Annotated in this window: 26 protein-coding genes and 3 tRNA genes; 18 read left to right on the top strand and 11 right to left on the bottom strand. The window is 72.4% G+C overall.

What is annotated here, in order from left to right; translation table 11 throughout:
• Positions 1-5 precede the first annotated feature (5 nt).
• From GA0074694_RS07885 to GA0074694_RS07865, 5 genes are all read right to left on the bottom strand, one after another.
• Entirely contained in the window at positions 6-491 is a 486-nt protein-coding gene (locus tag GA0074694_RS07885) for a poly-gamma-glutamate biosynthesis protein PgsC/CapC (protein WP_091454720.1), read from the bottom strand.
• Entirely contained in the window at positions 488-1765 is a 1278-nt protein-coding gene (gene pgsB, locus GA0074694_RS07880) for a poly-gamma-glutamate synthase PgsB (protein WP_091454717.1), read from the bottom strand. The genes GA0074694_RS07885 and pgsB overlap by 4 nt, the downstream gene beginning before the upstream one ends.
• A gap of 1 nt (position 1766) precedes the next feature.
• On the bottom strand, positions 1767-3941 hold the full coding sequence (locus GA0074694_RS07875; protein WP_245714587.1) for a HAMP domain-containing protein: 2175 nt from the start codon (positions 3939-3941) through the stop codon (positions 1767-1769).
• 178 nt (positions 3942-4119) lie between these two features.
• Positions 4120-5328, bottom strand: coding sequence for a CapA family protein (locus tag GA0074694_RS07870; protein ID WP_245714586.1), 1209 nt, complete (start codon positions 5326-5328; stop codon positions 4120-4122).
• 53 nt (positions 5329-5381) lie between these two features.
• Positions 5382-6854: a dihydrolipoyl dehydrogenase family protein gene (locus GA0074694_RS07865; RefSeq protein ID WP_091454709.1), complete on the bottom strand. Its 1473-nt coding sequence runs from the start codon at positions 6852-6854 to the stop codon at positions 5382-5384.
• A 127-nt stretch (positions 6855-6981) separates the two neighbouring features.
• Between GA0074694_RS07865 and GA0074694_RS07860 the strand changes: the two genes are divergently transcribed.
• Positions 6982-7476, top strand: coding sequence for a GNAT family N-acetyltransferase (locus GA0074694_RS07860; protein WP_091454705.1), 495 nt, complete (start codon positions 6982-6984; stop codon positions 7474-7476).
• 47 nt (positions 7477-7523) lie between these two features.
• Complete coding sequence (locus tag GA0074694_RS07855) at positions 7524-8636, top strand: serine hydrolase domain-containing protein (protein ID WP_091454701.1); 1113 nt, start codon at positions 7524-7526, stop codon at positions 8634-8636.
• 160 nt (positions 8637-8796) lie between these two features.
• Here GA0074694_RS07855 and GA0074694_RS07850 read toward each other — a convergent pair whose 3' ends face one another.
• Entirely contained in the window at positions 8797-9720 is a 924-nt protein-coding gene (locus tag GA0074694_RS07850; protein ID WP_091454697.1) for a phytoene/squalene synthase family protein, read from the bottom strand.
• Between the two features lie 65 nt (positions 9721-9785).
• Between GA0074694_RS07850 and GA0074694_RS07845 the strand changes: the two genes are divergently transcribed.
• From GA0074694_RS07845 to GA0074694_RS07800, 10 genes are all read left to right on the top strand, one after another.
• On the top strand, positions 9786-10940 hold the full coding sequence (locus GA0074694_RS07845) for a polyprenyl synthetase family protein (protein WP_091454693.1): 1155 nt from the start codon (positions 9786-9788) through the stop codon (positions 10938-10940).
• A 33-nt stretch (positions 10941-10973) separates the two neighbouring features.
• A complete protein-coding gene (gene crtI / locus GA0074694_RS07840; protein ID WP_091454688.1) occupies positions 10974-12467 on the top strand; it encodes a phytoene desaturase family protein in 1494 nt (497 codons plus the stop codon).
• Positions 12454-13065, top strand: coding sequence for an isopentenyl-diphosphate Delta-isomerase (idi, locus tag GA0074694_RS07835; protein WP_091454685.1), 612 nt, complete (start codon positions 12454-12456; stop codon positions 13063-13065). Before crtI ends, idi begins: the two co-directional genes overlap by 14 nt.
• Positions 13055-13990: a MerR family transcriptional regulator gene (locus tag GA0074694_RS07830; protein WP_091454682.1), complete on the top strand. Its 936-nt coding sequence runs from the start codon at positions 13055-13057 to the stop codon at positions 13988-13990. The genes idi and GA0074694_RS07830 overlap by 11 nt, the downstream gene beginning before the upstream one ends.
• A gap of 78 nt (positions 13991-14068) precedes the next feature.
• The gene (locus tag GA0074694_RS07825; protein WP_091454679.1) at positions 14069-14884 is read left to right on the top strand and encodes a polysaccharide deacetylase family protein; all 816 of its coding nucleotides are present in this window, start codon (positions 14069-14071) and stop codon (positions 14882-14884) included.
• A 153-nt stretch (positions 14885-15037) separates the two neighbouring features.
• A tRNA-Glu gene (locus tag GA0074694_RS07820) sits at positions 15038-15110 on the top strand.
• 32 nt (positions 15111-15142) lie between these two features.
• A tRNA-Asp gene (locus tag GA0074694_RS07815) sits at positions 15143-15219 on the top strand.
• Positions 15220-15281: 62 nt separating this feature from the next.
• Positions 15282-15355 (top strand) — tRNA-Phe (locus GA0074694_RS07810).
• A gap of 177 nt (positions 15356-15532) precedes the next feature.
• A complete protein-coding gene (locus GA0074694_RS07805) occupies positions 15533-15892 on the top strand; it encodes an ArsR/SmtB family transcription factor (protein ID WP_091454675.1) in 360 nt (119 codons plus the stop codon).
• Positions 15889-16587, top strand: a complete 699-nt coding sequence (locus GA0074694_RS07800) for a cation diffusion facilitator family transporter (RefSeq protein WP_091454672.1) — start codon at positions 15889-15891, stop codon at positions 16585-16587. The genes GA0074694_RS07805 and GA0074694_RS07800 overlap by 4 nt, the downstream gene beginning before the upstream one ends.
• 137 nt (positions 16588-16724) lie before the next feature.
• On the opposite strand, the gene GA0074694_RS07795 is transcribed toward GA0074694_RS07800, so the two are convergent.
• Positions 16725-17183, bottom strand: coding sequence for an ArsI/CadI family heavy metal resistance metalloenzyme (locus GA0074694_RS07795; RefSeq protein ID WP_091454669.1), 459 nt, complete (start codon positions 17181-17183; stop codon positions 16725-16727).
• A gap of 184 nt (positions 17184-17367) precedes the next feature.
• On the opposite strand from GA0074694_RS07795, the gene GA0074694_RS07790 reads away from it, so the two are divergent.
• The 3 genes from GA0074694_RS07790 (at position 17368) to GA0074694_RS07780 (ending at position 18952) form a co-directional block, all read left to right on the top strand.
• Positions 17368-17739, top strand: a complete 372-nt coding sequence (locus GA0074694_RS07790; protein WP_091454666.1) for an ArsR/SmtB family transcription factor — start codon at positions 17368-17370, stop codon at positions 17737-17739.
• 44 nt (positions 17740-17783) lie between these two features.
• Positions 17784-18257, top strand: a complete 474-nt coding sequence (locus tag GA0074694_RS07785; RefSeq protein ID WP_091458810.1) for a GNAT family N-acetyltransferase — start codon at positions 17784-17786, stop codon at positions 18255-18257.
• Positions 18258-18433: 176 nt separating this feature from the next.
• A complete protein-coding gene (locus tag GA0074694_RS07780; protein ID WP_091454663.1) occupies positions 18434-18952 on the top strand; it encodes an SRPBCC family protein in 519 nt (172 codons plus the stop codon).
• A 14-nt stretch (positions 18953-18966) separates the two neighbouring features.
• Here the strand turns inward: GA0074694_RS07780 and GA0074694_RS07775 are convergent, their stop codons facing one another.
• Positions 18967-19677, bottom strand: coding sequence for a DUF2786 domain-containing protein (locus tag GA0074694_RS07775; RefSeq protein WP_091454660.1), 711 nt, complete (start codon positions 19675-19677; stop codon positions 18967-18969).
• Positions 19678-19876: 199 nt separating this feature from the next.
• Here GA0074694_RS07775 and GA0074694_RS07770 point away from each other — a divergent pair, with 199 nt between their 5' ends.
• Positions 19877-20308: a hypothetical protein gene (locus GA0074694_RS07770; RefSeq protein ID WP_091454657.1), complete on the top strand. Its 432-nt coding sequence runs from the start codon at positions 19877-19879 to the stop codon at positions 20306-20308.
• On the opposite strand, the gene GA0074694_RS07765 is transcribed toward GA0074694_RS07770, so the two are convergent.
• Positions 20302-20709, bottom strand: coding sequence for a hypothetical protein (locus GA0074694_RS07765; RefSeq protein WP_091454653.1), 408 nt, complete (start codon positions 20707-20709; stop codon positions 20302-20304). The genes GA0074694_RS07770 and GA0074694_RS07765 overlap by 7 nt on opposite strands.
• A gap of 171 nt (positions 20710-20880) precedes the next feature.
• On the opposite strand from GA0074694_RS07765, the gene GA0074694_RS07760 reads away from it, so the two are divergent.
• Positions 20881-22221, top strand: coding sequence for an ABC transporter substrate-binding protein (locus GA0074694_RS07760; protein ID WP_091454648.1), 1341 nt, complete (start codon positions 20881-20883; stop codon positions 22219-22221).
• 33 nt (positions 22222-22254) lie between these two features.
• Here the strand turns inward: GA0074694_RS07760 and GA0074694_RS07755 are convergent, their stop codons facing one another.
• Positions 22255-22995, bottom strand: a complete 741-nt coding sequence (locus tag GA0074694_RS07755) for an enoyl-CoA hydratase/isomerase family protein (RefSeq protein WP_091454645.1) — start codon at positions 22993-22995, stop codon at positions 22255-22257.
• Positions 22992-23849 carry a 3-hydroxyacyl-CoA dehydrogenase family protein gene (locus GA0074694_RS07750; protein WP_091454642.1) on the bottom strand — a complete coding sequence of 286 codons (858 nt, stop codon included), beginning with the start codon at positions 23847-23849 and terminating at the stop codon, positions 22992-22994. The genes GA0074694_RS07755 and GA0074694_RS07750 overlap by 4 nt, the downstream gene beginning before the upstream one ends.
• A gap of 91 nt (positions 23850-23940) precedes the next feature.
• Between GA0074694_RS07750 and GA0074694_RS07745 the strand changes: the two genes are divergently transcribed.
• Positions 23941-24222, top strand: a complete 282-nt coding sequence (locus GA0074694_RS07745) for a hypothetical protein (protein ID WP_091454639.1) — start codon at positions 23941-23943, stop codon at positions 24220-24222.
• Positions 24223-24276 lie beyond the last annotated feature (54 nt).

Below are 24276 nucleotides of genomic sequence, written 5' to 3'. Positions count from 1 at the left end.
GCCGGTCAGGTGACCGGGACGAGGCCGGCGACGACACCGCTGAACGCGACGCCGTAGGTGATCGCGGTGACGATCACGGTGGCCACGACGGTCGCCTTGGGTGGCTGTCGGACGAGCTGGTAGGCGATCAGCCCCGGCGCGACGAAGCCCAGGGTCTGGTGTGCGAAGAGGAGGGGCAGGTCCTTCTGCACGATCAGGAAGAGCGTCAGTTGGAGGAAGACGCTCAGCAGCACGATCGCGGCGAAGAGCCGCTTGCCGTAGAGGATCACCATCCGTTGCATCAGCAGCGTGAGCCCGTACGTGACCACGGTCATCACCACGATCACACCCGCCTGGAGCGGATCCTCGATCAACGCCAACGCGATCCAGCCCGGCGTGATCATGCCGCCCGGTGAGAGGTTGGTGGTCAGATAGCAGAGCAGCGCGAAGACCAGCCCGATGCCGAGGCAGGCGGTGGCGAGTTGCGCGCTGAGCTCTCCTCCGAAGGTCACCGACGGATCCTTTCCAACAGCACGGTCTGGGCATCGGTGTCGAATCCCGGCACGGTCGGCGTCCGCAGCATCGACTCGGACCCGGCCTGCCCCTGCGGACTCCAGCTGGGCAGCGCGGCCAGCTCGTGCAGCAGCACCTCGCCCTGACCGTGGATGTTGCCCACGGCGACGATCGACGCGTCCGCCGCGGTGGCGGTCATCACGTCGGCCAGCAACCGTTCCGGGGGCAGCTTCCCTCCGAGGTCGACCACCCGCTCCTGGAGTTCGGCGGGCACGGTCACCCGGGCGCTGCGGGTCATCTCGCCGATCAGCACGATGCGCTGCGGCTTGACGCGGCCGGAGAGCGCGCCCATCTGGCCGTTGCGCTCCACCCGGTCCGGACGACAGTTGATCACCATGGTCAGCGGACGCCCGATCAGCCGCTGCTTCTCGAGCTGCTCGATGTTCATGAAGGTGGACTCGGGATCGTTGGCGGCGAAGATGTTCGCGAAGCGGATCCGCTTGCCCTCGTACAGCACCCGGGCCACCGAGAGGACACCCGGGTCCGGTGGAGCCGCCCACATCCCGGCGAGCGCGCTGCGCCGGTCGACGCCGAGCTGCTCGGCCACGGCCAGCGCGATCGCCACGTTCTCCTTGAAGGTGATCCAACCGAAGCCGGCCATCTCCCGGTCGGTGACCGACTCCGGATCGACCGCGATCAACCGGCAGTCGCGCCGGGCGGCCTCCTGTTCGAGAATCGCCAGCCGGTCCTTCTCGGCGGTGATGCAGATCCCGCCCACCGGCATCGACCGGCTCAGCGACCGGGCCACGTCGTCCAGTGTCGGCCCCATCTCGGCGAGATGGTCCTCCCGGACGTTGCAGAGCACCCCGATGTTCGACCGGATCAGCTTGCTCTGATTGATCTCCTGAAGCGCGGGCATCACCGCCATGCACTCGATGACCAGCGAGTCAGGATGGTAGACGGCGGCCCGGCGGACGATGCCGATCTGCTCGACCACGTTGGCGATGCCGAACTTCCGGTGCACCGGCTCCTCGCTGGCGTCCGGGAAGATGAACCGGGCAGCGGTGCCCGTCGTCTTGGCGACCACCACCTTGCCGCCGCCGCGCAGCGCACCGGCGCAGAGCCGGGTGATCGAACTCTTGCCCCGGATACCGTTCACCAGTACCCGGTGCGGGATACGACCGAGGTTGCGGTAGTGGTTGCGCTGCTCGACGACACCGGCCACGAGCAGCGCCAGGCAGCAGAGTGCGTAGACGGTGTAGAGGTAGAACATCTCAGCCCTTCTCCCTCCGGGCGGCGACCGGCCGCCGGACCAGGGGCAGGACGGCCGTACGGTTCAGGTCCGAACCGCGCATCCGGATGGCGCCACCGAACCGGGCGGAGCCGGTGTGCCGGACCTGCCGGCAGATCTCCAGGCACATCGCCACCGCGCCGATGTCGTCGTGGCGCTGTGGCGGCACCGGCACGTCGATTTCGCCCCGGCTCATCCGGTCGGCGAAGGAGGCCAGCCGCTGTACCGGCCGAACGTAGATGTAGAGCTGCCACATGTGGGTGAGCAGGATGATCCCCACCATCGCACCCGCGACGAGCAGCGTCCACCGCCGTTCCACCATCTCCGGCAGGCGCAGTGCGGCGATGTCCTGCTCCACGACCACCGACCACTCCAGGTGGGCCACGGTGGCCGGTGCGGTCAGCCCTGACGCGGCGACCAGGGCGGGATCCCCGTCGGCGGTCGTCGAGTGGCCGACGGTGGTGCCGGGCAGCGCCTCGACCGCCGCTGCGGCGACCAGGTCCTCCCCGATCGGCTGGTACGCCCGGAAGCCCTCCGAGTCGAGGATGGTCCGCAGTTCGGCGTCCACCACCCGGACCCGGCCGTCGACCCGCCGGACCAGCCCCACCAGGCGGTCCGGGTCGAACTCGCCCACCACCGCGAAGCCGTCGGAGCGCAGGTTGTAGGCGAACACGACGGGCAGGCGGGAGACGGCGTCGTCGAGCTGGATCCCGACCTCACCGGGAAGCGGCTCGGCGGTACGCAACGGCTCCCGCCCCGCCGAGGCCAGCACCTTCCCGTCCCGGTCCACCAGGTAGAGCGCCCGGAGTCGATGCCCCTCGGCGAGTTCCCGGCGTAGCACCCGGGCGGTCCTCTCCCGGTCGGCGGGATCGACCGACCGGGAGATCCGGGACACCGTCCCCAGTCCGGCGTCGAGAGCGCTGCCCAACGCGAAACTCGCCTCCTCGGCCCGGTTCTCCTGGTCCCGGACGAGCTGCGTCGGAACGGTGGGGGCGGGAGTCTGGAGAGCCAGCACCACGGCCCCGGCTGGCCAGAGCAGCGCGACCACCGTCGCGGCGGTCAACCCCTGCAACACGGTGGGCCGCCACCGCCGCTCGGCGGGCGGCCGGTCCCCCGAGGTCAGCGCGAGAGCCCGGGCGATCCGTTGGGCCTCGGCGATCCGTGCCGGCCTGCGGTGCGGGGTCAGGCCGCCGCAGGCGTCCGCCTTGGCCTGCGCGAGCAGAACCCGGATCGGACGGACCAGCGACACCCGCATGAGCAGGAAGCTCGGCACGGCGAACATCAGCAGGCTGAGCCCCAGCAGCAGTCCGGTGGGCAGCGAGGCGCCCCCGGTGACCTCTGCGGCCAGCAGGGAGACCACCACCAGACCGGTGTCGCCGATGGGCGCGGACGACACGACCAACCTCCGGTCCGGCCACTCCTCGATGACCACCTCCCGGCTCTGCCGCGAGGTGCTCCCGGCCAGCCCCTGGAAGACGACGGGCAGGTGCTCCTGCCCCACCGCGTTGGCTCCCTGCATCAAGCTCGTCCCGCCGTCCGGGGTGAGCACGTAGACCCCGTGTCCCGCGTCGGGGTTCAACCGCAGGTTTCGCAGGGTGAGCGGATGCACCGCCACCAGCGTCCGTCTCTCGTCCAGCCGGTACGCGCGCAGCACCACGGGTCCGTCCGGCGTGGTCACCCCGAACGCCGAGTCGAGTGGGATCTCGGCGGAGAGCACACCGGCGGGTACGGCGGTGCCCTTGGTGGCGAGCGGCCGTCCGGACGCGGTCTCCACCACTGCGGCACCGCTGACCGAGGTACCGTCGCCGACCACCCGGGCCAGCAGTTGGGCGTCGGTGCCGGTTGCCCGATCGGCCACCGTTCGGCCCAGTTGCTTCGACCACGCGCGGGTGGACACCGAGATGGTGGAGGCCAGCTTGGTGACCACGTCGTTCTGCGAGTCGATCACCGCGGGCAGGACGCCCCGCTGGGCGCTGAGCGCGAACCCGAGCACCACCGCGACGACGACAAACATCGAAGCCCACAGATAAACTAGCGACGGCGCGCCACTGCCGGCCGGGAAGGCCGCCGCCGGAAGCTGCTGTTCCAGAGCCCGACGCCGCCAGAGCAGGAGTTGCACCCGGTCGTCCGGTCCGGCGCCGCCGGGCGAACGCGTCAAGTGCCCAGGATCTACTGACACGACCATTCGCCTTCCCCCGTGAACATCCACCCGTACCTGAGCCGTGGACCACTGACCTGGGACAGCAGACGACGCGGCGAATGTTAGCAACACTCGCAGAAGCGAGGCGCGAGCTCAAGCTCCGCCCGGAGCCTCGGAACGAGCGAGGTGAGGCGCTTCACCCCCCCGTTCCGCGCACCACCAGACCGGCCTCGCCGGCCGCTCTCGTCAGCAGATTCCCCTGGATACGCTCGACGGCCGCCTCGTAGATCCGTCGGCGGCCGGGGGACAGGGCGGGATCGGCCAACGCCTGTTCCAGGTCGATCAGGCGGATGTCGGGGTTCAGATCGACGAAGGTGGGAAGCGCCTCGACGGCCCTCACCTTCCACCGTTTCGCCACCCCGGCCGGTCCGAACGTCACCCGAACCATGGCTCCGTCGCGGTTGGCGTTGACCGGTTCCGCGTGCCGGGCGATCTGGTTGCCCATCCCGTAGACGATCCACTTGTCGCCGATCCGCTCGACCGGCTGGACGACGTGCGCGTGATGACCGAAGACGAGGTCGACGTTGCGCAGTTCCGCCACCTCACGGGCCCAGGTCTGCTGGTCGGCGTCGGGCTCGTGTTCGTACTCGGTGCCCCAGTGCAGGCTGACCACGACGATCTCCGCGCCGACCGCGCGGGCCCGCGCGGCGTCTTTCTTGATCTTGTCGGTGTCGATCAGGTTGGCGATCCAGGCCTGCCCGGCCGCCGGACGCAGCCCGTTGAAACTCTTGGTGTAACTCAGGTGGGCGATCCGCACCCCGTCGACCGGATAGATCCGGGGGCGGGTGGCGTCACGGGCGGTGCGGTACGTGCCGGTGTGCCCGAGACCGGCGGCGTCCAGCGCGTCCAGGGTGCGCTTCACCCCGTCATAGCCCTGGTCGATGCTGTGGTTCGAGGCGGTCGAGCAGCCGTCGTACCCCACGCTCTTGATGCCCTGCACCACCTCCCGGGGCACGCTGAACCGCGGAAAGCCGATGTACGGGCCTCCGGGCGGCGCGACCGGGGTCTCCAGGTGGCACAGCGCCAGGTCCGCGCTCTCCACCGCGGAGCGGGCCGGTGCCAGCATCGGCGCGAAGTCCAACTGCCCGCGGCCGTCCCGCCGGGCCTGGTCCCACAACTCGGGGTGGACGAGGATGTCGCCCGCACCCAGCACGGTGACGGTGCGTCCCGGCACGTCGACGGGTTTCCCGATCGGCCGGGGCCGGCCCGTCGGCACGGGCGACCCGCTCGACCACGGACCCACCAGGTAGATCCCGGTCACGGCCAACGCCACCGCGGTGAGGCAGCTCACGAGCGTTCGCACCGGACCGGGAAACCGCCGGAGGGAGAGAGGGTTCTTCGGCACCGCGCAAGGCTAGCCGGCACCACGCCGACGTCCCGTTTGACCTCCCGGCAGGGTCAGCCGAGGTCGTCCAGGGCCGTCCGGATGGCGCGGTGGAAGGTCGGGTACGCGTAGATCATGTGCCGGAGCCGGCCCACCGGAACCGCCGCGTGCACCGCCACCACCAGCGCGGACAGCACCTCGCCACCGGCCGGGCCGACCGACGTCGCGCCGACCAGCACGCCCCGGTCGGCGTCCGCGACGAGCTTGATGAACCCCTCGTCGCCGACCCGGTGGATCCAGCCCCGGGTGGAGGAGGAGAGCGGCGCGAAGCCGACCTGGACGTTGATCCCCCGTTCCCGGGCCTGACGTTCGGTCAACCCGACCGCCCCCACCTCCGGATCGGTGAAGGTGACCCGGGGCAGCGCGCGGTAGTCGGCCCGGGGCACGCTGTCGGCCGGCCCCGGGGTGAACCCGCCCGCTCCGGCCGCACCGATCGCTCCGCCGGTCGCGCTGGCGGTGCCGCTGGCGTCCGGCCCACCCCGCTGCCGAGCAACGTGGTCGAGTAGGTCACGCACGACGATCTCCGCCTGGTACATCGCGATGTGGGTGAACGCCCCCTCGCCGGTGACGTCACCGACCGCCCAGATCCCCTCGCCGGCCCGCATCCGGTCGTCGACCGGCAGGTACCGCTGCCCGGCGTCGAGGCCGACGGTGTCCAGCCCCAACTCGTCCAGATGGGCCCGGCGACCGGTGACCACGAGCAGCCGCTCGGCGGTGAACCCGGCACATCCATCGGCCCGCAGGGTGAATCCGGCCACCTCGTCGTGGTCCACCCGCTTCGCCCGGACGCCGGTGTGGATCTCCACGCCGTCGGCGCGCAGGGCGGCGGCGGCCACCCCGGACGCCTCCGGCTCCTCGACGGCGAGCACCCGGTCGGACGCCTCGACCACCGTCACCCGCACCCCGAACCGGGCGAACACCTGGGCCAGCTCCAGCCCGATCGCGCCGCCGCCGAGCACCAGCAGCGAAGCCGGCAGCTCGGCCACCTCGATCGCCGCCCGGTTGGTCCAGTACGGCGTCCCGGCCAACCCCTCGACCGGCGGCACCGACGGCCGGGTACCCACCCCCACGACGATCCCGTACCGGGCCTGGAAGACCTGGTCGTCGACGGCGACCCGCCCCGCGCCGGCCAGTCGGCCGGTCCCCCGGACGAAGCGCCCGCCCTTGCCGGTGAAACGGTCCACGGCGGCGGTGTCGTCCCAGTTCGCGGTCGCTTCCTCGCGGATCCGGCGGGCCACCGGAGCCCAGTCCGGCCGGACCTCGGCCGACCCGGCCAGCCCGTCGACCCGACGCGCCTCGGCCAGCGCGTTCGCCGCCCGGATCATCATCTTGCTCGGAATGCAGCCCCAGTACGGGCACTCGCCACCGACCAGCCCCCGCTCGACGCCGACGACGTCGAGGCCCGCCTCGGCGAGTCGCCCGGCCACCTCCTCGCCGCCGACGCCGAGCCCGACCACGACCACGTCCACCTGCTGCGGCTCCGTCATGCCGACAGCATGTCCCAGGGTTCCCGGCGGGCGCCAACGAGTCGGGTACGCCGACAACGGCGGCCAGCGCCGTCGACCACCGAATTCAGGTCGAGCCGGTGGTCGGGGGCCGGTAGGGTCCGGCCCCATGCCGCCCGCACCCGAGCCACACCTTGAGAAGATCACTTCCGGCAACGTCGAGGCGGCCTGCGACCTGCGCGTCCGCCCCGATCAGGAGCACCTGGTCGAGCCGGTCGCCCGGTCGCTGGCCGAGGCATACGTGTGGCCCGACGTCGCCTGGCCCCGGCTGATCTACGACGGCGACGACCTGGTCGGCTTCCTGATGGGCTTCTTCCGGATCCCCTGGCGCGAGGACAGTCCGGGCGACCTGCGCTCCGGACTGTGGCGGCTGAACATCGCCGCCGGCCGGCAGGGACGCGGATACGGCCGCTTCGCCGTCCGGGCGATCGCCGAGGAGGCGGCACGGCGTGGTGAGCAGCGGGTTTACACGACCTGGGAACCGGGCGACGACGGGCCGGAGCGGTTCTACCTGCGGCTCGGGTTCCAGCCGACCGGGGAACTCAGCGGCGGGCAGACCGTCGGCGCCCTCGACCTGCCCGCGCCGGACACCGGCGACCGATGACGGCCGGGACGGGAGACCGTGCGACGCGGAACCGGGGTGGCACCCCCGTGCGCGCACGCTTCGCGGCGGTCCACGACTGCTTCCACGACCTGTTCGACTCGGGCCGGGAGACCGGCGCGGCACTGGCCGTGCGGTACGACGGCCAGCCGGTGCTCGACCTGACCGGCGGCTCGACCCGACCGGCCGGAGCCGGCAGCACGCCGCCCGCTGACGGACCGCACGGTGCCGGCGGAGGCGCGTGGCGACCGGACACCCTGGTCAACGTGTACTCGGTCGGCAAGCCGGTGGCCGCCCTCTGCCTACTGCTGCTGGTGGACCGGGGCCGGCTCGACCTGGACGATCCGGTGGCCCGGCACTGGCCGGGGTTCCGCACCCCGGCCACCGTCCGGCAGGTGCTCGCCCACACCGCCGGCCTGCCGGTCTTCCCGGTGCCCCGGCCGTCCGCCGCGCTGGGCGACTGGGCGCTACTCGTCGGCGACCTCGCCGCCGCCGAGCCGGAGTGGGAGCCGGGCACCGTCGCGGGCGAGCACGCGCTGACGTACGGGCACCTGGTCGGCGAACTGGTCCGCCGGGTGGACGGACGCGCGGTCGGCCGGTTCCTCGCCGAGGAGATCGCCGGCCCCTGGCGGCTGGATCTCGGCTTCGGACTGGACACCGTCGACCAGCGGCGCTGCGCCGACCTGTCCTACGGCGAAGCGGGCTGGCCGGTAACCACGCTGGGTGTGCCCGGATCGCTACGGGAGCGGGCGCTCGCCAACCCCGCCGGTTGCCTCGACACGGCGGTGCTGAACAGCCCGCTCTGGCGCGGTGCGGAGATCCCGGCGGTGAACCTGCACGCCACCGCGACCGGGCTGGCCCGGCTCTACGGCGGGCTGCTGGCCGGCGGCACCCTCGACGGCGTACGCCTGTTCAGCACCGACCTGGTCGCCGAGGCGACGCGGGTGCAGTACGACGGCCCGGACCTGCTCCTGGAGAGCCGAACCCGGTGGACCCTCGGCATGCGGTACGAGGAGGACGGCAGCTGGGGCATGGGCGGGATCGGCGGCAGTTGCGCCTGGGCCGACCCGGTCCGGGGCTACACGCTGGCGTACACCACCGCGCGGCTGGCCGGTTTCGACCGGGTCGAGGCACTCGTCGACGCCCTGCGCTCCTGCCTGTGAGGCGGCCTTTCCGGCTCACCGGGGCACAGCTGCCGCCCGGGCTGAGATGGCGGCCAGCTCGCCGGCTGAGGTGGTAGCAGGGGACCCCTGCTCATCAAAATGCACCTGCAAGGTGCCCCTGCAGGCACCTCAGCCGGCCGCGCCCGAGCCGGACGGCCCCCTACCGGCGGGGCGGCACGGTGCGGGGACCGGGGACGGTGACCGGGGTGCCGGCCGGGGCGAGCAGCGCCCGCGTCGCCACCGCCACCCGCTGCCGACGCGGTACGCGCGCCCGCCGGATGAACACGTCGTAGTCCTGGGCGGCCACCTCGTCGAGAATCCCGCCGTAGAGGGCGTACGCGGTCCGCATGCACGCCTGCGAACCGGGGTTGAGCAGGACGATCCCGGGCGCGGCGGCCTCGTAGTGGGCCTGGGCGCGGCTGATCTCGTACTCGACCAGGTCCCGGATCCTCGGGGTGCCCCGGCCCCGGGCCTTCGCGGCGAGCAGGTCCTCGCGGGTGACGTCGAACTTGGCCAGGTCCTCGTCGGGCAGGTAGGTGCGGCCCCGGTCGAGATCCTCGGCGACGTCCCGGATGAAGTTGGTGAGCTGGAAGGCCAGGCCGAGTTGGCGGGCCGGCTCCCGGGCGGCGGCCGGCGCGGCGCTGCCGAGGATCGGCAGCATCATCGTGCCGATGACGGCGGCCGATCCCTCCATGTAGTCGAGCAGGTCGTCGTAGGTGCGGTACGAGGTGACGGTCAGGTCCATCGCCATGCTGCGCAGGAACGACGCGAAGTCGGCCCGGTCCAGGTCGAAGACGGCGATGGTGTGCAGGACGGCCGGCAGCAGCGGGTCGTCCACCGGTTCGCCGTGCAGGCCGGCGAGGAAGCGGGCGGACCACTCGTCGAGCCGGACGGCGCGTTCGGCCGGGGACAGCTCCTCGGTGCGGTCGACGATCTCGTCGGCGTACCTGGTGAAGCCGTACAGGGCGTGCACATGCCGCCGTTTCCAAGCGGGGAGCAGGCGGGTGGCGAGATAGTAGGTGCGGCCGTGACGTCTGTGCAGCTCACGGCACCGGTCGTAGGCAGCGGTGAGGTTCGTGTCCACCGGCCCCTCCTCGAAATCGACGCACCAATCGACGCAACCCGTAACCCTAGGGTACGCTCGCCCCCATGGCCAACGACGCAGTTGCCGGTAACGCGCCCCGTACGGCGACGATCCGGCCGGCGGGAGGCGACGACCCGGTCACCGGGGTTCTCGCCGCGTACACCAAGGACCTGGTCATGGCCGTGGAGGAGACCCTCGCCGCCTTCCTGGCCACCGAAGTCGACTCACTCACCGAAATCGACGCAGCGATGGGCGCCTTCGCCGCGACCGCCCGTGACCTCGTGCTGGCCGGCGGAAAGCGGATCCGTCCGACGTTCGCCTACTGGGGCTGGCGCGGCGCGGCCGGCACCGAGGCCGACCTGCCCCCGGTGCTCCCCGCGCTCTCCGCGTTGGAACTGCTGCACACCTTCGCCCTGGTCCACGACGACGTGATGGACGCATCCGACACCCGTCGGGGCCTGCCGACCGCGCACCGCGCGGTGGCCACCGAGCACCGGGCGGCCGGACGCCGGGGCGACCCCGACCGCTTCGGCGAGGCGGTGGCCGTCCTGATCGGCGACCTCTGCCTGGTCTGGGCGGACCGCCTGCTCTCCCGCGCCGCACTCCCGTCGGCCCGGCTGATGCAGACCCGGCGCTGCTACGACCAGATGCGGGTGGAGACGGTCGCCGGGCAGTACCTCGACGTGCTCGGCGAGAACGAGCCGGCGAGCTGGTCGCTCGACCGGGCGCTGCGGGTCGCCCGCTACAAGACCGCCAGCTACACCGTGCAGGGCCCGCTGCTGTACGGGGCCACCCTCGGCGGCGTCGGTGTGGACGCACCGCTGGTCGAGGCGTACACCCGGTACGGGCTGGCGGTCGGCGAGGCGTTCCAGCTCCGTGACGACCTGCTCGGCGTCTACGGCGATCCCGCCCTCACCGGCAAGCCGGCCGGCGACGACCTGCGCAGCGGCAAGCCGACGGTGCTGCTCATGCTCGCCCGGCAGCTCGCCGGCCCGGTCCAGCGCGCCCGACTCGACCGGGCCGGCGCCGACCTCGACGAGGACGGGGTCGCCGAGCTGGCCGGGCTGGTCGCGGCGACCGGCGCGGTCGGGCGGGTCGAGCAGATGATCTCCGAGCGGGTGTCCGAGGCGCTGGCCGCGCTCGACGTCGCCGACCTGGACGAGACGGTGCGGTCCGCGCTGACCGGACTCGCCACCGCCAGCGCCCGACGGTGGGCATGATGGGCAGTCGTTTTCCCGAGGGAGGGGGTCCTCATGCGGACCGTTGACGGACGTACCGACCGGGTCGTGGTCGTCGGCGCGGGGCTGGGGGGCCTGGCCTGCGCCCTGCACCTGGCCGGCAGCGGCCGGCAGGTCACCGTGCTGGAACGCGAACCGGTGCCCGGTGGTCGCGCGGGCCGGCTCGGTGTCGACGGGTACGAGTTCGACACCGGCCCGACCGTGCTCACCATGCCCGACCTGATCGCCGAGGCGCTCGGGGCGGTGGGCGAGGAGCTGGCCGACTGGATGGAGCTGACCCCGCTCGATCCGGCGTACCGGGCGTACTACCCGGACGGCTCGACGCTGGACGTGATCACCGACACCACCCGGATGGCGGCGGAGATCTCCCGGGTCTGCGGCCCCCGGGAGGCCGACGGATACCTCCGCTTCGTCGACTACGCCCGCGAGCTGTGGCGGCTGGAACGGGCCGACTTCATCGAGCGCAACCTGGACGCGCCGACCGACCTGCTCACCGGCAACCTGCTGAAACTGCTGGCCAGCGGGGCGTTCCGCCGACTTCAGACCAAGATCAACCAGTTCTTCCGGGACCCCCGCACCCAGCGGATCTTCTCGTTCCAGGCGATGTACGCCGGCCTCGCCCCGCACGACGCGCTGGCCATCTACGCGGTCATCGCGTACCTCGACTCGGTGGCCGGCGTGTACTTCCCGCGCGGTGGCATCCACGCCGTCTCCCGGGGCCTGGCCGGGGCCGCCGAGAAGCACGGCGTCCGGATCCGGTACGGCACCACCGTCGAGCGGGTCGAGACCGCCGACGGGCGGGCCACCGGTGTGCTCACCACCGACGGCGAGCGGATCCCGGCCGACGTGGTGGTGCTCAACCCGGACCTCCCCGTGGCGTACCGCGACCTGCTTCCCCCGGCCCGCCAGCGTCGGCTGACCTACTCACCGTCCTGCGTCGTCCTGCACGTCGGGTCGAGACAGGGGTACGGGCGGATCGCCCACCACAACATCCACTTCGGCCGTTCCTGGAAGGGCACCTTCGACGAGGTGATCCGACGGGGCGAGCTGATGACCGACCCGTCCCTGCTGGTCACGAACCCGAGCCGCACCGACCCCTCGGTCGCCCCCGCCGGCCGGCACACCTACTACGTGCTCGCCCCGGTGCCGAACCTCGACCGGGCACCCTTCGACTGGCGGGGCGGTCTGGCCCGCCGCTACGCCGACGAGTTGACGGCGACCCTGGAGGAACGGGGCTACGTCGGCTTCGCCGACGGCGTCGAGGTCTGCGAGATCGTCACCCCGGCCGAGTGGGCCGACCAGGGCATGGCCGCCGGCACCCCGTTCGCCGCCGCGCACAGCCTGTTCCAGACCGGGCCGTTCCGCCCCTCGAACCTGCACCGCACACTGTCGAACGTGGTTTTTGTAGGATCAGGCACCCAACCGGGCGTCGGGGTGCCGATGGTGCTGATCTCCGGCAAGCTCGCCGCCCGCCGTATCACCGGAGGTGCCTCCCGTGACCTCCCGTGAGACACACCTGGTCGAGCTGGTCCACGACGACGGCACCACGGACGGCGCGGCCACCGTGGCGGAGGCGCACCAGCCACCGGGGCGGTTGCACCGGGCCTTCTCGGTGCTGCTGGTCGACCCGTCCGGTCGGGTGCTGCTGCAACGGCGGGCCGCCGCCAAGACCCGGTTTCCGCTGCGCTGGGCGAACGCCTGCTGTGGCCATCCTGCCCCGGGCGAGTCGCTCGTCGAGGCCGCCAACAAGCGGCTCGGCGAGGAGCTCGGCACCGGACCGGTCGAGCTGACCGAGGTCGGCGTGTACGTCTACTACGCCGAGGACCCGACCACCGGCCGCGTCGAGTTCGAGTACGACCACGTGCTGCGCGCCGACGTGCCGGCCGACCTCCCGCTCCGGCCGGACCCAACCGAGGTCGCCGAGGTGCGCTGGATCGACCCGGTCCATCTGGAGACGGAACTCGACGTCGACCCCCGCGCGTACGCGCCGTGGCTCGGCGGGGTGGTGAACCGCCTGCTGCGCCCCAGCGGGCCCGGACCCGACGGGGCCGGACCTCCGTCCGGCACGCCGACGGACGACGCGTCGGAGCGGTCGGGTGGCCGATGAAGCGCTGAGCGCGGGAGCCGTGGCGCGGCGGCTCGGGGTCGCGGTGACCACGCTGCGGACCTGGCACCAGCGCTACGGACTCGGCCCCAGCGAGCACGTCCCCGGCCACCACCGCCGCTACACCCCGGCCGACCTGGCCCGGCTGGAGATCATGCGCCGGCTCACCGCCGAGGGGGTCACCCCGGCCGAGGCCGCCCGCTGGGCCCGGCAGTCCCCGGCCGGCACACCACCGGCACGCCGGAGCACCTCCGCCGTCCGGGACGGCGGCGGAGCGGCCATCCCGGTCGGCCGGGCCGGTCCGGCCGCCCGTGGGCTGGCCCGCGCCGCCATGCGGCTGGACTCGGTCACCGTCAGCCGGACGATCGACGAGTCGATCGCCGCCGACGGCGTCGTCGCCACCTGGGACGGGCTGGTGCGCCCGGTGCTCGCCGGCATCGGTGAGCGGCACACCGCGACCGCCGCGCTGGTCGAGGTCGAGCACCTCTTCTCCCGGTGCGTGACGGAGGCGTTCGCCGTGGTCGCCCGCGCCAACCCGACCGGCGGCCTTCCCCGCATCCTGCTCTCCTGTGCCGACGACGAGCAGCACACCCTGCCCCTGGAGGCGCTGGCCGCCGCGCTCGCCGAGGCGGGTGTCGGCTGCCGCATGCTCGGCGCGCGGGTACCCGTGGCGGCACTGGTGGCCGCGGTCACCCGGACCGCCCCGGCCGCCGTGGTGCTCTGGTCGCACCTGCGCGCGACCGCCGACCCGACCCAGCTCACCGCGGTGCTCGCGGTGCCCCGCCGGCCCCTGCTGGTGCTCGCCGCAGGTCCCGGCTGGTGGGACGACACCCTCCCGGCGGGAGTGGTCCGGCCGGTGTCGCTGGCCGAGGCGGTCTCGCTGGCCCTGGCGGTACGGGACTCGTTGGACCGGTCACCGCCCGACTGACCGGGGTGTCGCCTTCGCCGGGCGGGGCGTAACGTCGGGGCGCCCATGACCCCGACCCCCCTCTCGGGAGCAACGACGATGACCTCACGCGTCCTGGCTGCGGCCGGTGCCGCCCTGATGCTCCTGCTCGCCGGCTGCGGCGAGGCGACCCAGGTCCGCTCCGTCGGCCCGACCGCACCGGTCTCCTCGCCTCCCGCCGGAGCGACACCGTCCGCCGACCCGCCGGAGTCCCCGAGGCCGTCCGGCGTACCGCGGCCCTCGCCGTCGCCGTCGAAGACCGGCCCGAAGTCGACCCGCACCCCGCTGCCACCGGGGCTGCGCCGGAGCACCGGCACCCGGGGAGTGGCGCTCACCTTCGACGACGGCCCCGACCCGGTCTGGACGCCGAAGGTGCTGGAGCAGTTGCGTCGACACCGGGTCACCGCCACCTTCTGCGTGGTGGGTACCCGGGTCCGCAAGCACCCCGGCCTGGTGGCCCGGATCGTGCGCGAGGGGCACCAGCTCTGCAACCACAGCTGGCACCACGACGTAGGCTTGGGCGGCCGACCCCGGGCCGAGATCCGCGCCGATCTGGACCGCACCACCCGGGCGATCCGGGCGGCGGTGCCCGGGGCGAAGGTGCCCTTCTACCGGCAGCCGGGCGGCCGGTGGACGCCGGAGGTGGTGGCGGTGGCCCGGGATCTCGGCATGACCCCGCTGCACTGGAACGTCGATCCGCAGGACTGGGCGAAGCCGACGGCCACGACGATCATGGCGCGGGTGAAGGACGCGACCCGCCCCGGCTCGGTGGTGCTGCTGCACGACGGGGGCGGGAACCGGGCCGCCACGGTGGCCGCCTGTTCCGGCCTGATCGCCGACATCAAGCGCCGGTACGGCGTGACCAGACTGCGCTGAACCCCTCTGACCTGCCCTTTCGGACGAAGCTACGGCCAGGGCGATACCGATTTTGTTGCCCGGCGGCTCATCACGTATGCTTTGCAAGCCTCCGGCGGGGCCGGATGGGAGCAAGTCCGCTTGAAGTTGCGAGTGTGCAATGATGGCGGGGCCGCCCTCATCGTCTAGCGGCCCAGGACGCCGCCCTTTCAAGGCGGTAGCACGGGTTCGAATCCCGTTGGGGGCACGATCCGGCCCGGCCGGAGGCAGTACGAGCTAGGTCCTGTGGAGCAGTTGGAGTGCTCGCCGCCCTGTCAAGGCGGAGGTCGCGGGTTCAAGTCCCGTCAGGACCGCCAACGCTGACGCCGCGTCTCACCGCGCGGCGTTCTGCGTCGGGAGGGTAAACTCACCCGGGTACGGCCAGGTAGCTCAGTTGGTACGAGCGTCCGACTGAAAATCGGAAGGTCGGCGGTTCGACCCCGCCCCTGGCCACATAGCCTTTCGCCGGGCTACCACAGCGCCGACCAGCGGAAACGCCGGTCGGCGCTGTTGCGTTCAGGGTGGGTCCGTGAGGGAAACGCACGGGTGATTGCGTTGCGTCTTCCAGGGGTGGCTGGCGACCAGGGCGGACCAGGGCATTCCATCACCCAGTCCGGCTATCATCGCCTCATGGCGATTGATTGTTCTCCGGGGCTCGCCCCTGCCGTGGCGTTGTTCCGGTCCCTCGGGGATCCGGCACGGTTGGCGATCGTGCGTCGCCTGGCCTCCGGTGAGGCGCGGGTCGTGGACCTGACCGACGAGTTGGGGTTGGCGCAGTCGACCGTCTCGAAGCATCTCGCGTGCCTCCGGGACTGCGGGCTGATCGACTATCGGGTCGAGGGTCGCCAGTCGTTCTACGCGCTGACCCGGCCGGAGCTGCTGGATCTGCTGCGTTCGGCGGAACAGCTCCTCGCCGCCACCGGCGCGGCGGTCGCCCTGTGTCCGGTCTACGGCGTGCCGGACGGCTCCCCGGCGGCGGCCGGCGCATGAGCGTCCCCGCGCTGACCCCGGAGCGCCGGGCGGCACTGTCGCGACGCAGTCTCTGGCTCGCGTACGCCACAGCGGGCTACAACCTGGTGGAGGGCCTGGTGGCGATGGCCGCCGGCGCGGCGGCCTCCTCGGCGGCGCTGGTCGGCTTCGGCCTCGACTCGTTCGTCGAGGTGTCCAGCGCGGCCGTACTGATCTGGCAGTTCCGCTCCCGGGTACCCGAGGACCGGGAGCGACTGGCGCTGCGGCTGATCGGGGTCTCCTTCTTCGCCCTGGCCGCGTGGGTGACGTTCGATGCCCTACGTTCGCTGCTGACCGCCGGGGACGCCGACGCCAGTCCGGTCGGCATCGGCCTGGCTGTGGCGTCGCTGATCGTGATGCCACTGCTCGTACGGGCGAAGCGGCGCACCGGCCGCGAACTCGGCTCGGCAACGGTCATGGCCGACTCCACGCAGACCATGCTGTGCACCTATCTGTCGGCGGTACTCCTCGTCGGTCTGCTCCTCAACGCCGTTCTCGGCTGGTCCTGGGCCGATCCGGTCGCGGCGCTCGTCATCGCCGGGGTGGCGGTGAAGGAGGGCCTGGAAGCCTGGCGCGGCGAGCACTGTGACGACTGTGCGCCGCTGCCCGTCGACACCGCCGTCACCGGCCAACCCGCCGGCTGCACCGACGGCTGCTGCTCCGACCGGAAGGCGTAGTCGGGTCGGCCGCACCACCACCGCGAGCGCCGGACGTCCCGCGAGGGCCGCACCGTTGCCGTGAGCGCCGCACGGCCCTCACGACGTCCGGGCGTGCGCGCCCGCTCGGGACCGGGACGGGCGCGCACGCGACCCGGTCAGCAGCAGTTCGCGGCGGCACCGCTGGCCGCGGGCTCCTGCTCGGCGGCCGGGGTGCAGCAGGCGCTCGGGATGGCCTTCTCCGCCTGGGGGGAGTCCGCCTTGACGGTGTAGACCTCCCAGGGCTCGTTGCCGGGGCCACGCACCCAGACCTTGTCCTGGAGGGCATAGCAGCATTCGGTGCTGTTCTCCTCCAGGGTGACGAGGCCGGCGTCGGTGAGGCGCCGGGTGGCGGCGTCGACCTCGTCGGTGCTGAACACCTCGACGCCCAGGTGGTCCATGACGGTCGGCTGGTCGGGTTCGCCTTCGAGCAGGACGAGCTTCAGCGGTGGATTCTCGATGGCGAAGTTGGCGTAGCCGGGGCGACGCTTGGCCGGCCCGGTGCCGAACAGCTTCGAGTAGAAGGCGACGGAGCCTTCGAGGTCGGACACACGCAGGGCGAGCTGGACGCGGGACATGGTTCTCCTCCTGGTTGGTCGACGGACGCGCGCTGGGGTCAGTGCGGTGGTGCGGTTGCCCTCGGCATCGGCACGGCGGAGCGACGGCCGGCGCAGCAGCCGGATCACCACCCACCCTTGCCTAGATGCTTTTCGAAGCAAGCCAACTGTTGCACCCTGTTTCGATATCTGTCAACCTAGGCGCATGCCGAAGCAAGCGTTGCCGGTGGTGGACCTGCGGGCGGTGGCCTGCTGCCCGCCGATCGCCGTACGGCCACTGGACGCCGGCGAGGCGGAGACCGTGGCGCCGATGTTCAAGGCCCTGGGCGACCCGGTCCGGCTGCGACTGATGTCGATGATCGCCTCGGCGCCCGAGGTCTGCGTCTGCGATCTGACCCCCGCGTTCGAGCTGTCCGGGCCGACCATCTCCCACCACCTGAAGGTGCTCCGGGAAGCCGGCCTGGTTGACGCCGACCGACGCGGCACCTGGGTCTGGTACCGGGTGAGGCCGGAGGCGTTCCGCCAACTCGCCGTCCTGCTGCAACTGCCCGCCACAGCCGACGAGACCGTCGCGTGAGCGCCACCTGGACGACCGCCGCCGGGGGCATCACGATCACGGCGATGGGCGACGGGCACGCCCCCGCGGTCCTGGAGATATACCGTCTCGGCATCGCCACCGGAAACGCGACCTTCGAGACCGAACCACCGACCTGGGAGAGCTTCACCGCCACCCGCATGCCGGGCCACCGCTGGGTGGCCGTCGACCAGAGCGGCGACGTCCTGGGGTGGACCGCCTGCTCGGCGGTGTCCGACCGGTGCGTCTACGCCGGGGTCGTCGAACACTCCGTCTACGTCCACCCCGATACCCGGGGCCGGGGAGTCGGTCGGGGCCTGCTCCAGGCCCTGATCACCTCGACCGAGCAGGCCGGGATCTGGACCATCCAGTCCGGCGTGTTCCCGGAGAACACCGCCAGCCTCGCCCTGCACGCCTCCTGCGGCTTCCGTACCGTCGGCACGCGCCAGCGCATCGGCCGCCACCACGGTGTCTGGCGGCACGTCACCCTCATCGAGCGCCGCAGCCCCACGATCACCTGACGGACCCTTCCGGACGGTGGTTTACGTACTTGTGATCGACGGAGGTGATCCCCTACGGGACAGCGTGGGGCGACGATTCTTGTTGCTTTTTATCCGGATTTCGCGAGGCCATCCCGCGCCGCCCCACGAACTAAGGTCGCTGCACGTCGAGGCGGCAGCCGGTAGGGTCCGGGCCTATGGGGCAGGAGATCGCTGAGCCGGACGCCGTCCATCAGGACGTCGACCGTTTCTCCCTTCGCAGCACTCTTCTCGTCCCCGCCTCACCGGAGGAGGCGTTCACCGCCTTCACCGACCTGACCAGTTGGTGGGTCGCCGAGTACACCTGGTCCGGGCCGGACTTCCTCACCGAGTTGGGCATCGAGCCCCGCCCCGGCGGCATGCTCTACGAGATCGGTCCGCACGGCTTCCGGGCCGACTGGGGCCGGGTCCTCACCTGGGATCCGCCCCGCCGGCTGGTCTTCGTCTGGCAGATCGGCCCGGACCGGGTTCCCGTGCCGGACCCGTCGAAGGCCAGCGAGGTCGAGGTGATCGTCGAGGCTGACGGCCCGGGACGGACCCGGGTCACCGTCGAGCACCGGAAGTTCGACCGGCACGGCACCGCCGCAGAGGGTTACCGGCAGGCGATGACCGAGGGATGGCAGGACATGCTCACCCGCTACCTGCACTCCGTCCGCCGCCGTCCGCACCCGGCCTGACCCGCCGGGCCGCCTCAACGGTCCCCGAGCGCGCGGCGGGGTGACCCGCCGACCGTCCGTCCGCCCAGCTCGGCCCGGCGCCCCGCGTCCGCTCCGGCGGAGTAGCCGGTGCCGGCCAGCCGCCGGGGCGCGGCGGCACGCAGCCGGGGATACACCTCGTCGAGTCGCCGCCGCACCCGGTCCGACCGGTCCACCAGTACCAGCGCCACCGAGGGGCCGTCCGCCGCCGCGACCTCCACCGCCGCCGCCTCGGCCGCCCGCAACCGCTCCCCGACCACCTGCGCGAACCCGGCCAGCCAGGAACGACGGAAGGCTGCCGGGTGGGCACCGGCCGGCACGGCCGTGCCGGCCAGGCCGTGCGCGGCCTGCACCAGCAGGGACGTGAAGAGCAGGTCGACCCGCTCCAGGTCGCTGGCGAACCCGAACAGGTGCATGGTGAATCCGCTGCCCTCGCGCCGCCGCACGCAGCGGCAGCGAAGCGGGTCGGCCACCGCCGCGAGCAGCCCGGCCTTGTCCCGGGCGTACGGAGCGAGGACGTCCACCACCCGGTCGCCGACCGGGTCGGTGGCCGGGTCGCGGGCGGCGAGCAACGCCCGGTCGACCCCGTAGCGGGCGATCAGCTCGGTCGCCTTGGCGGTCAGCGCGGCCGACTCGGCGGGGGTGCAGGCCGGGTCCTCCGCCTTGGCGAGCAGCTTGCGCACCTTGCTGAGCATGGCGTCGGACATGCCACCACAGCTACCACACCGTCCGGCGCGGAGCCGGGCCGCACCGGGTCGGTGGCCGGTTCCGGTATCCCTCGTCGACCGGAGCGGGACGTGGACGCGGGGCGGCTGGCGGGGACAGCGGAGCAGTGCATTGATCAGTACCATCGTCACGGTCCGCGAAGGATCAACCTCCAGCGGTCGTACACGGTTGGAGAAGCCCATGAAACCACCGGTCGCTCCCCTGCTGGCCACCGCGACGACCGTCACGTTGCTGGCCATCGCCGCACCCGCCCAGGCCACCACCGCCGGCCCGCACGACGCCTCCGCCACCAACCTCGGTAGCCAGGCGACCTGCTACGGCACCACGAGCCGGTCCTACTTCCAGACCGGCGGCTGGGGCGGGCAGGCCGGCCCGTACCGGACCAGCAGCCGGTGCGTCGACATCAACGTCCGCAACGCCAGCGCCTTCAGCACCCAGGCCTGCGTGATCTTCATCGACCGCACCAGCAACTGCAACTACTGGACGTACCTACCGGCCAACTCCGACTGGACGACGATCGCCACCAACGTCCGGGACGGGGTGAACTTCAAGGTCCGCTTCTCGAACAGCTACTACCAGTACGAGCCGCTGGTGGCCTACCACGCCTACTGACGACCGGCGGGCGGGCGCTTCGGGCCGTAGAGGGTGGCCACCGCCGAACCGGCCAGCGTGAGCAGGCAGTCGGGGAGCAACCCGTCGGCGATCGCGGCCCCGAAGAGCGCCTCGCCGGTCTCCGGGTCGCGGTTGGCGTACGCGCTGAGAAAGCGGGCCACCCAGCGCGTGTCGTAGTTGGCCTGGTCGATGCCGGGAAAGTCGAGGGCAGCGGTGCCGGCGGGCACGTCGTCCCCGACCATCGTCGCGGCGAGACACCAGGCCACCCCGTACGCCCCGGCCACACCGGACCGGTCGACCACGGCGTCGAAGGTTCCCACCACGGCGTCGCCATCGCCGACGAGGGCAGAGTGCAGGACGGCTGCCGCGTCGTCACGCGTCTGTTGGGGCAAGTCGGTCACGCGGCGAAGAGTACGGGACCGCGTCAAGTGATCGCCACCCACTGTCGACCAGGAGACCACGGTACGTGGTCGTCCTTGCCGGCCCCGGCATCGATCCGGCCGCACGGTCCCACCGAACCGCGACGCACGCTAGTGTGCGCAGCGGACCTTCGCCTGAGGGGGACGACGATCATGCTCGTATCACGTCGCTCGCGAGCCGCCACGTTGGCGGCATGCGTGGCGCTCCTGCTCTCCGCCGGCGCCTGCGGGGCGGAGCAGTCCGGGAAGGCCGACACCCCGGTCCACCAGGTGCGCCTGTACGGCAACGACGGCAACATGCTGAACACGTTCCCCCGCGAGCTGAAGGACCGTGCCCATCTCGTGGACGGGATGAAGGGCACCACACCGATGACCCCGCTGCCGGAGGACTTCAAGGCACGGCTGCGCGCGGTCGACCCGGAACTGCGGGACTACCTCTACGCCGCCGAGGCGTACGACGCGGTGATGATCAGCGCCCTCGCCGCCCAGCTCGCCGGCACCACCGCCCCCGCCGCCATCGCCGAGCAGATCGTCGGCGTGACGAACGAGGGTCAGCGCTGCGAGGACGCGGTCGGCTGCCTGAAGCTCGCGCGGACCGGACAGGACATCGAGTACCGGGGCATCTCGCTCACCCGGGCGGGGTTCACCGACGCCGGGGAGCCGGCCACCGCCAGCTACGGCACCCTGCACTTCGACGACCAGAAGCTCAACGACGCCAAGACCGAGTTCGTCGGCGCCGGTGACGACTCCACGGCGAGCACCAAGGCCCCGCCGAAGGCGCGTCAGCCGCGCGGCAAGGCCGCCGTCCCGCTGACCCTGGGTGGTCTGATGCCGCGTACCGGGGCGCTCTCGCTGGCCTACCCGCCGCAGGCCGCCGCGGCAGCCCTGGCCGTGAAGGAGATCAACGCCGCCGGTGGCGTGCTCGGCAAGCCGGTGGTCTGGATCGAGGGCGACGACGGCACCAACCCCGACATCGCCCGGGCCACCCTGGCCTCCCATGTCAGGAAGAACGTCCACGTCATCATCGGCGCGGGCGCGTCCGGCGTGTCCAAGGCGGTACTGCCGGACGTGGTGGCCGCCGGTCTGGTGATGGTCTCCCCGGCGAACACCGACGCCAGCCTGACCACCATCGAGGACAACGGCCTCTACTTCCGCACCGCCCCGCCGGACAGCCTCCAGGGCCGGGCCCTCGCCGACGTCATCGTCCGCGACGGGCCACGCAAGGTCGCCCTGGTCGCCCGGAAGGACTCCTACGGCGAGGGCCTCCAGGGTTACGTCCGCACCGAACTGGAACGGGCCGGTCTCGGCAGCGACAAGGTCAAGCTGCTCACCTACGAGCCCCCGGCGAACGCGGACTCCCCGCCGGTCGACTTCAGCCGGGGCGCTCGGGAAATCAAGGAGTTCGGCGCGGACGCCGTACTGCTCATCGGTTACGCCGAGTCGGCGGCGGTGATCGTCGCCCTCGACGAGGCGGGCGTACGGATCCAGCAGTGACGGTGGGGGCGGACAACGCCCCCACCCCCGCGTCTACCGTGGCCGCCGCCGTTCCAGGAAGTCGGTCATCCGCCGGTACTTCTCGTCGTCCTCGAAGAGCACCGCCTGGCTGACCAGGTCCAGGTGCGGGTGCGCCGCAGCCGGCGCGTCGACCGCCAGCTTGGTCAGCCGCAGTGCCAGCGCCGAGCCCTTCGCCATCTCGTCGAGCAGCTCGTGCGCGCAGTCCAGCAGCCCGTCCGGCTCCGGCACCACCCGGTTGACCAGTCCGATCCGCAGCGCCTCTTCCGCGTCCACCCGCCGGCCGGTGAAGAGCAGCTCCTTGGCCCGCGCCTCGCCGACCAGCGCTGGCAACCGGTGGGTCGCGCCCGCGCCGGCCAGGATCCCCAGCCGCACCTCCGGCTGGCCGAACACCGCACGCGCCGTGCACACCCGCAGGTCGCAGGCGTACGCCAGCTCCGCGCCACCGCCGAGCGCCGGCCCGTCCACGGCCGCCACGGTCGGCATCGGCAGGGCCCGGATCCGGGCGAAGGCCGCCGAGTTGATCGCGGCGAGCGCGTCCAGCCGGCCCCGCTCCCGGAGCTGGCCGATGTCCGCGCCACCGGCGAAGATCCCGTCGACGCCGCCGGTCAGCAGCAGCAACCGGGGCCGCGCCTCCAACTCGGCGCAGACCTCGTGCAGCTGCCTGATCAGCTCGGCGTCGATGGCGTTCCGCTTCTCCGGCCGGTCCAGCGTCACCACCAGCCGGTCCGACAGCTCCTCGATCCGCAGGCTCACGCGCGCTTCCCCTCCACCCAGCGGTAGAAGCCCTGACCGGACTTCTTGCCCAGGCGGCCCTGGGCGACCATCTCCGCCAGCAGCGCGGGCGGCGCGAAGCGGTCCCCGTAGGCGGCCTGGAGAGTGCGGGCGATGTCCAGCCGTACGTCGAGGCCGACGATGTCGGTCAGTTCCAGCGGCCCCACCGGGTGCCGGTAGCCGAGCGCCATCGCCTTGTCGATGTCGGCCGGGCTGGCCACCCCGTCGGCCACCATCCGGATCGCCTCCAGCCCGAGGGCCACCCCGAGCCGGGAGGTGGCGAAGCCGGGCATGTCGCGTACCACGACGGGGTCCTTGCCCAGCCGGCGGGCGAGCGCGACGGCCGCGTCGGTGGTCTCCGGCGCGGTGGCCGGACCGACCACGACCTCCAGCAGCGCCATCGCCCAGACCGGATTGAAGAAGTGCAGCCCCAGGAAGCGCTCCGGCTGCGCCAGGCCGGCGGCCAGCTCGCCGATGGAGATGCTGGAGGTGTTGCTGCCCAGCAGCACCGGCCGCAGCGCCGCCGCCTCGGCGAGCACCGCCCGCTTCAGCGCCAACCGCTCCGGTACGGCCTCCACGAGCACCCCCGGCTCGGGCGCCACCTCGGCGAGCGCGGTACGCACCACCAGCCGCTCCCGGTTCGCCGCCGCCTCGTCGGCACCGAGTTTCCCGCGCTGGACCGCCCGGTCCCAGAGCGACGCCAGCCGTGCCGGGGCGTCGGCGGCCCGGCCCGGATCCACCTCCACCAGTTCGACGGCGTGCCCCGCCCCGGCCGCCACGTACGCGATGCCGAGCCCCATGGTGCCGGCTCCGACGACGACGAAACGATCGTTCATGTGGCGACCCTATGCAGCCGCGATCCGCATCGCATGCGTGGGGGCGGCGGAAACCGGGTACTGCGGGCGGCAACCGACGGAGGGACGATCGATGAACGAGGCGACCGCAAACACGCCGGAGACGGTCGAGACCCGGGGTGACCAGCGGGTGGAACTGCTCCGCGCGGACACCAACAACGACGGGCGCACCGACGTCTGGGTGGTCGACACCGACGGGGACGGCCGGGCCGACCTGTTCCAGTTCGACACCGACCACGACGGCAAGGTCGACATCACCATGGTCGACATCGATGAGGACGGCACCCCGGACGAGGTCGTGGACGGCGACGGCGGCCTGCCGCCCCGGCAGCTCCCCCCGACCGTCCAGGTCTGAGCGGTAAGGCTGAGGTGTAAGCAGGGGTCCCCTGTTACCGCTTTTTGATGAGGA

Source organism: Micromonospora inyonensis, assembly GCF_900091415.1.
GTDB classification, from domain to species: domain Bacteria; phylum Actinomycetota; class Actinomycetes; order Mycobacteriales; family Micromonosporaceae; genus Micromonospora; species Micromonospora inyonensis.
This window is presented reverse-complemented; position numbering and strand designations above follow the sequence as displayed.

Excerpts from the sequence above, each read along its gene's own strand:
- pgsB (WP_091454717.1), bottom strand. The coding sequence starts at position 1,765 with ATGTTCTACCTCTACACCGTCTACGCACTCTGCTGCCTGGCGCTGCTC.
- GA0074694_RS07865 (WP_091454709.1), bottom strand. The coding sequence starts at position 6,854 with ATGACGGAGCCGCAGCAGGTGGACGTGGTCGTGGTCGGGCTCGGCGTC.
- GA0074694_RS07860 (WP_091454705.1), top strand. The coding sequence starts at position 6,982 with ATGCCGCCCGCACCCGAGCCACACCTTGAGAAGATCACTTCCGGCAAC.
- GA0074694_RS07845 (WP_091454693.1), top strand. The coding sequence starts at position 9,786 with ATGGCCAACGACGCAGTTGCCGGTAACGCGCCCCGTACGGCGACGATC.
- crtI (WP_091454688.1), top strand. The coding sequence starts at position 10,974 with ATGCGGACCGTTGACGGACGTACCGACCGGGTCGTGGTCGTCGGCGCG.
- GA0074694_RS07825 (WP_091454679.1), top strand. The coding sequence starts at position 14,069 with ATGACCTCACGCGTCCTGGCTGCGGCCGGTGCCGCCCTGATGCTCCTG.
- GA0074694_RS07805 (WP_091454675.1), top strand. The coding sequence starts at position 15,533 with ATGGCGATTGATTGTTCTCCGGGGCTCGCCCCTGCCGTGGCGTTGTTC.
- GA0074694_RS07800 (WP_091454672.1), top strand. The coding sequence starts at position 15,889 with ATGAGCGTCCCCGCGCTGACCCCGGAGCGCCGGGCGGCACTGTCGCGA.
- GA0074694_RS07795 (WP_091454669.1), bottom strand. The coding sequence starts at position 17,183 with ATGTCCCGCGTCCAGCTCGCCCTGCGTGTGTCCGACCTCGAAGGCTCC.
- GA0074694_RS07790 (WP_091454666.1), top strand. The coding sequence starts at position 17,368 with ATGCCGAAGCAAGCGTTGCCGGTGGTGGACCTGCGGGCGGTGGCCTGC.
- GA0074694_RS07785 (WP_091458810.1), top strand. The coding sequence starts at position 17,784 with ATGGGCGACGGGCACGCCCCCGCGGTCCTGGAGATATACCGTCTCGGC.
- GA0074694_RS07780 (WP_091454663.1), top strand. The coding sequence starts at position 18,434 with ATGGGGCAGGAGATCGCTGAGCCGGACGCCGTCCATCAGGACGTCGAC.
- GA0074694_RS07775 (WP_091454660.1), bottom strand. The coding sequence starts at position 19,677 with ATGTCCGACGCCATGCTCAGCAAGGTGCGCAAGCTGCTCGCCAAGGCG.
- GA0074694_RS07770 (WP_091454657.1), top strand. The coding sequence starts at position 19,877 with ATGAAACCACCGGTCGCTCCCCTGCTGGCCACCGCGACGACCGTCACG.
- GA0074694_RS07760 (WP_091454648.1), top strand. The coding sequence starts at position 20,881 with ATGCTCGTATCACGTCGCTCGCGAGCCGCCACGTTGGCGGCATGCGTG.
- GA0074694_RS07750 (WP_091454642.1), bottom strand. The coding sequence starts at position 23,849 with ATGAACGATCGTTTCGTCGTCGTCGGAGCCGGCACCATGGGGCTCGGC.
- GA0074694_RS07745 (WP_091454639.1), top strand. The coding sequence starts at position 23,941 with ATGAACGAGGCGACCGCAAACACGCCGGAGACGGTCGAGACCCGGGGT.